We start from the raw sequence: 6698 nt of genomic DNA on the forward strand, positions 1-6698 counted from the left end.
GTGCCGAACCGGGCGTCATGCTTGGTGCCGCCCCCGGCGCTGTGGGTGGTCGCCGCGGCCGCTGGCGCACTCGCGGCGACAGCGCCGGCATCGGCCGCCTTGGCTTCCGTGCGGCGGGCAAGCATCTCGGCGGCCGACTCGCGGTTGACCGCCGTGTCGTACTTGCCGCCGACGGGCGAGCGGCGGCGGACCTCCTCGCGCTCGGCGTCACTGATCGCGCCGATGCGGCAGCGTGGCGTCGCCACCAGCACGCGATCGACCGGGCTGGGCACGCCGCCCTCGCGCAGGGTCGAGGCCAGCGCCTCGCCCACGCCGAGCTGGCCGATCGCCGCGGCCACGTCGAGCTTGGGGTTGGGCGCGAAGGTCTCGGCGGCCGCGCGCACGGCCTTCTGGTCGCGCGGGGTGAAGGCGCGCAGCGCATGCTGGATGCGGTTGCCGAGCTGGCCGAGGATCTCGTCGGGGACGTCGTCGGGATTCTGCGAGCAGAAGTACACGCCCACGCCCTTGGAGCGGATCAGCCGCACCACCTGCTCCACGCGCTGGCGCAGCGCGGGCGGGCAGTCGTCGAACAGCAGGTGCGCCTCGTCGAAGAAGAACACCAGCTTGGGCTTGTCCAGGTCGCCCACTTCCGGCAACTGCTCGAACAGCTCCGACAGCAGCCACAGCAGGAAGGTGGCGTAGAGCTTGGGCTTGAGGACCAGCTGGTCGGCGGCGAGCACGTTGATCACGCCGTGGCCGCTCATGTCCTGGCGCAGCAGGTCGGCAAGCTCCAGCGCCGGCTCGCCGAAGAAGCCCTCGCCGCCGGCCTGCTCCAGCGCCAGCAGCGAACGCTGGATCGCCGCGATGCTGGTCTTGCCGATCAGGCCGTAGTGAGTGGAGATGTCCTTGGCGCTGTCCGCCGCGAAGGTGAGCAGCGCGCGCAGGTCGGCCAGGTCCAGCAGCAGCCAGCCGTTGTCGTCGGCCACCTTGAAGACGATCTCCAGCACGCCCTGCTGGATGTCGTTGAGTTCGAGCACGCGGCCGAGCAGGGTCGGGCCCATCTCGCTCACGGTGGCGCGCAGCGGATGGCCGCGCTTGCCGTAGAGGTCCCAGAAGATCACCGGATTGGCCTGCGGCTGCCAGTCGGCGAGTCGGAGTTTCGCCAGTCGCGCCTTGATCTTGTCGCCGGGCTCGCTTGCCGGCAGGGCGAGGCCGGCCAGGTCGCCTTTCACGTCGGCCAGCACGCAGGGCACGCCCAGCCGCGAGAAGCCTTCGGCCAGCACCATCAGCGAGACGGACTTGCCGGTGCCGGTGGCGCCGGCGACCATGCCGTGGCGGTTGCCGTAGTGGGCTTCGAGGCTCACTTCAGCGGTGTCGTTGCGGCCGATCAGGATGTCGGACATGAATGCGCTCCGTGCCGGGAAGTTTGGATTGTAGCCACGCGCAAGGCATTGCCGTTCGCTCGTGCGCAGGGTGCGCGACGGCTTTGGCATCGAGGCTGCATGCGCTATGGTGGATGTGTCCCCGCCGTCAAGTTTTCGTCATGCCGTTGTCTACTCTTGCCCTTCGCTTCCGCCTCGCATTGCTGGCTGCCGGACTGGTCATTCTGGCGGCCTGCGCCACTGCGAACAGTCGCGCGCCGGTGGCGATCAACACGCTCTATGCGCAGCTCGACCAGGCCAGCAAGGGCTACGAGATGGCTTTGCAGCAGGCGCGCGAAGGCAACGAACAGGCCTCGGAACAAAGCCTCAAGGCGTCGCTGGACAGTCTCAAGCAGGCCGCCGCGCGCTGCGGCAACACGCCGGGCTGCGATCCGCAGCGCTTCTTCTCGGTGTTCGACCGCTTGCTGCGCATGAAGGACGGCAGCTTCTTCGCGGGCGCCGACCTGGACGCCGTCGGCGAGGAAGCCCCCAATGAGGCGGGCGCCACGACGCCGGGCGGCGCCGCGGCCCTGCCGCAGGCCCAGCGCAGCGTGACGCTGCTGCGCGGGCAGAAGCTGTCCGAACTGATCGCGATGAACGGCCCGGTCAAGGCCGCGCTGGAGATGTGGCTGACCCAGTGGCGCTCGAACCTCGTCGATACCTGGATCAACTACCAGTACATGCGCTACGAGATGTGGCCGCAGTACCAGAAGGCCGACCTGCCCGAGGCGCTGCTGTTCGGCATCATGGCCAAGGAGTCCGGCGGCAAGGTGCACGCGGTGTCGCGCTCCGGCGCGGCCGGGCCGTTGCAGTTCATGTACGCCACCGGCCTGCGCTTCGGCCTCAACAGCGACGGCGGTTTCGATACGCGCTTCGATCCCGCGCAGTCGGCACGCGCCAACGCTGCCTACATGGACGAGCAATTGCGCGTGTTCAACAACAACCTGGAACTGGCGCTGGCGGCCTACAACGGCGGCGAAGGGCGCATGCGGCGGATGATCGACGGCGACACCAGCGTCAGCTTCTACGACCCGAAGATCTACGGCCAGCTGTCGGAGGAAACCCGCGGCTACGTTCCCGCGGTGCTGGCGGCGGCCTGGCTTTTCCTGCATCCGGACAGCTACAACCTGCATTTCCCCAGGATCGACGGAGCGCCGGGGCACATCACGCTCAAGCGGCCCGCTTCACTGTCGGAGCTGACCATCTGCCTGGGCTCGGCCCAGGGCATGGACGAGGGCTGGTTCCGTACCCTGCGCAACCTCAATCCGCGGTTGGATCCCCAGGTGGCGCAGCCGGCCGGCAGCGACCTGCAGGTGCCCCGGCAACTGGAGGCGGCCTACGCCTCGCGATGCGTCGACGGGCCGTGGCCGATCCTGGCCAGCGACCTGCATTCGGCGGTCGTGCCGCAGGTGGCCAAGGCCGACCCGCCGCCGCCCAGCCGCACGGCGCGCCCGCGCTCGCGCTATGTCGTGCGCCATGGCGACACCCTGGCCGGCATCGTGCGCAGGCTCGGCTGCTCGGACGTGGGCGAGGTGTCGGACCTCAACGACCTCAAGCACCATCGGATCAAGGCAGGACAGGTGCTGCAGCTGCCATCCTGCCGCTGAGGACAGGGCCCGATCCGTCGCGCTCCTCCAGGCCGCTCAGGCGGCGGCGCTGGACTGCACCCAGCTGTCGCCCGAATGCTCGCTCTCGCGCACAGCGCCATGGCCGTGCAGTTCCTTCAGTTCGCGCACCACGCGCAGCAGCTGGCGATGGTGCGCGCGCACGAAGGGATAAGGAGAATCCTTGGTTTCGTGGTAGGCCACCGCCAGCCACAGCGCGATGCCGCGCAGGGCGATTTCCGGGTTGTCCGACACGGCGCGGGCGTAGCCCGTGCCGGTGCCGCGGCCCCAGGGCAGGTAGCGGTCCTGCGGGGGCGTGCCATAGAGGTGCGGATACTCGCTGCGCGCCGCCTGGCCGATCTCCCGCAGGGCGAGCAGGCTCAGCCGGGCGCGGGCGGTGGCGGGCAACGCCTCCAGGCTCTTGCCGATGCGGCGGAACTGCCGGTCCAGCTGCCAGCCGCGCACGAACGCGATAAAGAGAATGATCGGTCGCATGGATACTCCCCCGGTTCGTTGACCGGGCTGGAGCATAACCAGGCACATAGCGGCATGACGCCTAAAACGTCACAGAATGACGTATTGCGTCAACCGACCGGGAGCGGCCGCCGGCCCAGCCGCTGTCCCAGCTTCACCGTCTGCTGGGCCTGGAGTTCGTCCAGTTCGATCATGCCGGGCGGCAGCAGGAGGATCACCGTCGACCCCATGTTGAAGCGCGCCATCTCGCCGAAGCGGGCCAGCGTGATGCCTTGGCCGGCGAAGGATTTGCGCCGGATCGAGGCGGCGTAGGGCGGAATCACCAGGCCGTCCCAGACCGTAGCGACCGAGGACACCAGCACCGCGCCCACCATCACCGCCACGAACGGCCCGTGCGGGCTGTCGAAGTGGCAGACCAGCCGTTCGTTGCGGGCGAACAGCCGCGGGATCGCCTCCACCGCAAAGGGCGCCACGCTGAAGATGCGCCCGGGCACGTGCACCGTCTCGCGCAGCGTACCGCCCAGCGGCATGTGCACGCGGTGGTAGTCCCGCGGCGACAGGTAGATGGTGACGAACTCGCCGTTGCGGTAGGGCGCGGCGGCGGCCTCGTCGCCGAGCAGTTCGGCGGCGGTGTATTCCTGCCCCTTGGCCTGGAAGATCCGCCCGTCCACGATGCGCCCGGCCTGGCTGATCCGTCCGTCTGCCGGCGAGACCAGCGCAGTGGGGTCGGCATCCTCGCGCCGCGCGTTCGGCTTGAGCTTGCGGGTGAAGAAGGCATTGAAGTGCTGGTAGGCGAACGGGTCGCTCTGCGCGGCCTCCGCCATGTCTACCTTGTAGCGGCGCACGATCTGGCCGATCAGGAAGTTCTTCCACGGCCGCCAGGTCCAGCGCGTGGCCCAGTAGACCACGCGCGAGAGCGCGCGATGGGGAAGCAGGTATTGCAGGAGGACGGCGAAAGTCATCCGGCCAGTATAGAACGCCGCCCGTCCGCCTTGAGCAGGCCCGCTACGCTCGGGACGAGCGCTGAGGGATAATCGCCGATCCTCCCCGCCGCGCCGCCAGGAAAGGCCCGTGACCGCCGAACTGTCATCCATCATCGATTTCATCCGCTACGGCGCCAGCCGGTTCTCGGCGGCCGGGCTCACCTTCGGGCACAGCCACGACAACCCGATCGACGAGGCCACGCACCTGGTGCTGGCCAGCCTGCACCTGCCGCCGGACATTCCGCCGGCCTACGGCGCCGGCCGGCTCACCGCGGAAGAGCGCGAGCGCGTGCTCGGGCTGATCGAGCGGCGCGTCGAGGAGCGCTTGCCGGTGGCCTACCTGGTGGGCGAGACCTGGTTCGCCGGCATGAAGTTCAAGAGCGACCGCCGCGCGCTGGTGCCGCGCTCGCCGATCGCCGAGCTGATCGAGTCGGGCTTTGCGCCCTGGCTGGACGGCCGGCACGTCGAGCGCGCGCTGGACCTGTGCACGGGCTCGGGCTGCATCGGCATCGCCATGGCCGAGTATCACCCGCACTGGCAGGTGGACATCGTGGACATCAGCGAGGAGGCGCTTTCGCTGGCGCGCGAGAACATCGCCTTCCAGCATCTGGACGAGCGCGTCGAAGCCATCCGCTCCGACCTGTTCGCTGCCCTGGCCGGCCGCCGCTACGACCTGATCGTCTCCAACCCGCCCTACGTCACCGAGGACGAATACGCCGCGCTGCCCGGCGAGTACAGCCACGAGCCCAAGCTGGGCCTGACCTCCGGCGAGGACGGCCTGGACATCTGCCTGCGCATCCTGGACCAGGCGGCCGACCATTTGACCGAGGACGGCCTGCTGATCGTCGAGGTGGGCGAGAGCGAGCGCGCCCTGGCCGAGCTGCTGCCGGAAGTCCCTTTCGTGTGGATCGAGTTCAAGGTGGGGCCGATGGGCGTGTTCGCGCTGGAGCGACGCGAACTGGTCGAGCACGGCCAGGCCATCCGCGCGGCCGCCACGGCGCGTCGTTGACGCTCGGCACGATCAGGGACGCCATGGAGTTCGGCACGCCGCGCCTGCGGATCGACCGCCTGCTTCCGGGCGATGCGCAGGCGCTGTACGCCTATCGCGGCGATCCCGTCGTTGCGCGCTTCCAGGGCTGGCGACCGGCGGATGCCGATGCGGCGCTGGCGTTCATCGGGCGGCAGCCGGGCGAGCCGTCGATCGGCTGGTTCCAGCGCGCCATCCGCCTGCGCGAAGAAGGCGCGCTGATCGGCGACCTCGGCGTCTGCCTGCCGGCAGAACCGGGCGAATCGGTGGAGTTCGGCATCACCATCGCGCCCGCGCACCAGGGCAAGGGTTACGCACGGGAAGCCCTGCAGGAGATGTTCGGGCACGGCTTCGGCCAGCTGGGCTGGCGTCGGGTGCATGCCTCGGTGGATCCGCGCAACGTCGCCTGCCTCACCCTGCTGCGCGCGCTGGGCATGCGCCAGGAGGCCCATTTTCGCGAGAGCCTGTGGCTGCACGGCGAGTGGGTGGACGACGCGGTCTTTGCCATGCTGGCGCGCGAATGGCAGGCTGCGCAGCCGCTCTAGGGGTTCCGCTGGGCGGTCGGCCGCGGAGCGATCGAATGCTGCGCCCGGCGGAGCTGCCGCCGGATGCGGGGCGAGCGGCTATGCTTCTGCCTATCTGAACCTGGCCGCACCGCATGTCCAGCAACTCCTTCGGCAAGCTCTTTACCGTCACCACCTTCGGCGAAAGCCACGGGCCGGCGATCGGCTGCGTGGTCGACGGCTGCCCGCCCGGCCTCGCGATCGCGCCGGACGAGTTCCGCCACGACCTGGACCGTCGAGCGACCGGCCGCAGCCGGCACACCTCGCAGCGTCACGAGACGGACGAGGTCGAGATCCTCTCCGGCGTCTACGAAGGCCGCTCCACCGGCACGCCGATCGCACTGCTGATCCGCAACACCGACCAGCGCAGCAAGGACTACGGCGAGATCGCGCAGACATTCCGGCCGGGCCACGCCGACTACACCTACTGGCAGAAATACGGCATCCGCGACCCGCGCGGAGGCGGGCGCGCTTCGGCACGCGAGACCACCATGCGCGTGGCCGCGGCGGTGATCGCCAAGAAGTGGCTGGCCGAGCGGCACGGCGTGCGCGTGCGCGGCCATCTGGCGCAACTGGGCGAGGTCGTGCCGCGCGGTTTCGATTGGGCGGCGGTGGAAGCCAACCCGTTCTTCTGGCCGGACGCGGGC

At 69.6% G+C, this 6698-nt stretch carries 7 protein-coding genes; 4 read left to right on the forward strand and 3 right to left on the reverse strand.

All coding sequences use genetic code 11. The annotated features are described in order from the left end of the window. The coding region (locus tag HOQ08_RS05200) for a helicase HerA-like domain-containing protein (protein ID WP_291192315.1) at positions 1–1382 on the reverse strand (1382 nt) is incomplete at its 3' end. A 140-nt stretch (positions 1383–1522) separates the two neighbouring features. Between HOQ08_RS05200 and HOQ08_RS05205 the strand changes: the two genes are divergently transcribed. Next, the gene (locus HOQ08_RS05205) at positions 1523–3007 is read left to right on the forward strand and encodes a transglycosylase SLT domain-containing protein (protein WP_291192316.1); all 1485 of its coding nucleotides are present in this window, start codon (positions 1523–1525) and stop codon (positions 3005–3007) included. A gap of 36 nt (positions 3008–3043) precedes the next feature. On the opposite strand, the gene HOQ08_RS05210 is transcribed toward HOQ08_RS05205, so the two are convergent. Both HOQ08_RS05210 and asd read right to left on the reverse strand, forming a co-directional pair. Next, positions 3044–3499 carry a hypothetical protein gene (locus HOQ08_RS05210; protein ID WP_291192317.1) on the reverse strand — a complete coding sequence of 152 codons (456 nt, stop codon included), beginning with the start codon at positions 3497–3499 and terminating at the stop codon, positions 3044–3046. Between the two features lie 89 nt (positions 3500–3588). After that, positions 3589–4440 carry an archaetidylserine decarboxylase gene (asd, locus tag HOQ08_RS05215; protein WP_291192318.1) on the reverse strand — a complete coding sequence of 284 codons (852 nt, stop codon included), beginning with the start codon at positions 4438–4440 and terminating at the stop codon, positions 3589–3591. A gap of 109 nt (positions 4441–4549) precedes the next feature. Here asd and prmB point away from each other — a divergent pair, with 109 nt between their 5' ends. The 3 genes from prmB to aroC all read left to right on the forward strand — a co-directional run. Next, positions 4550–5470, forward strand: a complete 921-nt coding sequence (prmB, locus tag HOQ08_RS05220) for a 50S ribosomal protein L3 N(5)-glutamine methyltransferase (RefSeq protein WP_291192319.1) — start codon at positions 4550–4552, stop codon at positions 5468–5470. Continuing rightward, positions 5467–6033, forward strand: coding sequence for a GNAT family protein (locus HOQ08_RS05225; RefSeq protein WP_291192320.1), 567 nt, complete (start codon positions 5467–5469; stop codon positions 6031–6033). Before prmB ends, HOQ08_RS05225 begins: the two co-directional genes overlap by 4 nt. Positions 6034–6146: 113 nt before the next feature. Beyond that, positions 6147–6698: chorismate synthase (gene aroC / locus HOQ08_RS05230; protein WP_291192321.1), on the forward strand; the 552-nt coding region annotated here is incomplete at its 3' end.

It is taken from the genome of Frateuria sp., assembly GCF_013362045.1.
GTDB lineage: Bacteria > Pseudomonadota > Gammaproteobacteria > Xanthomonadales > Rhodanobacteraceae > Frateuria_A.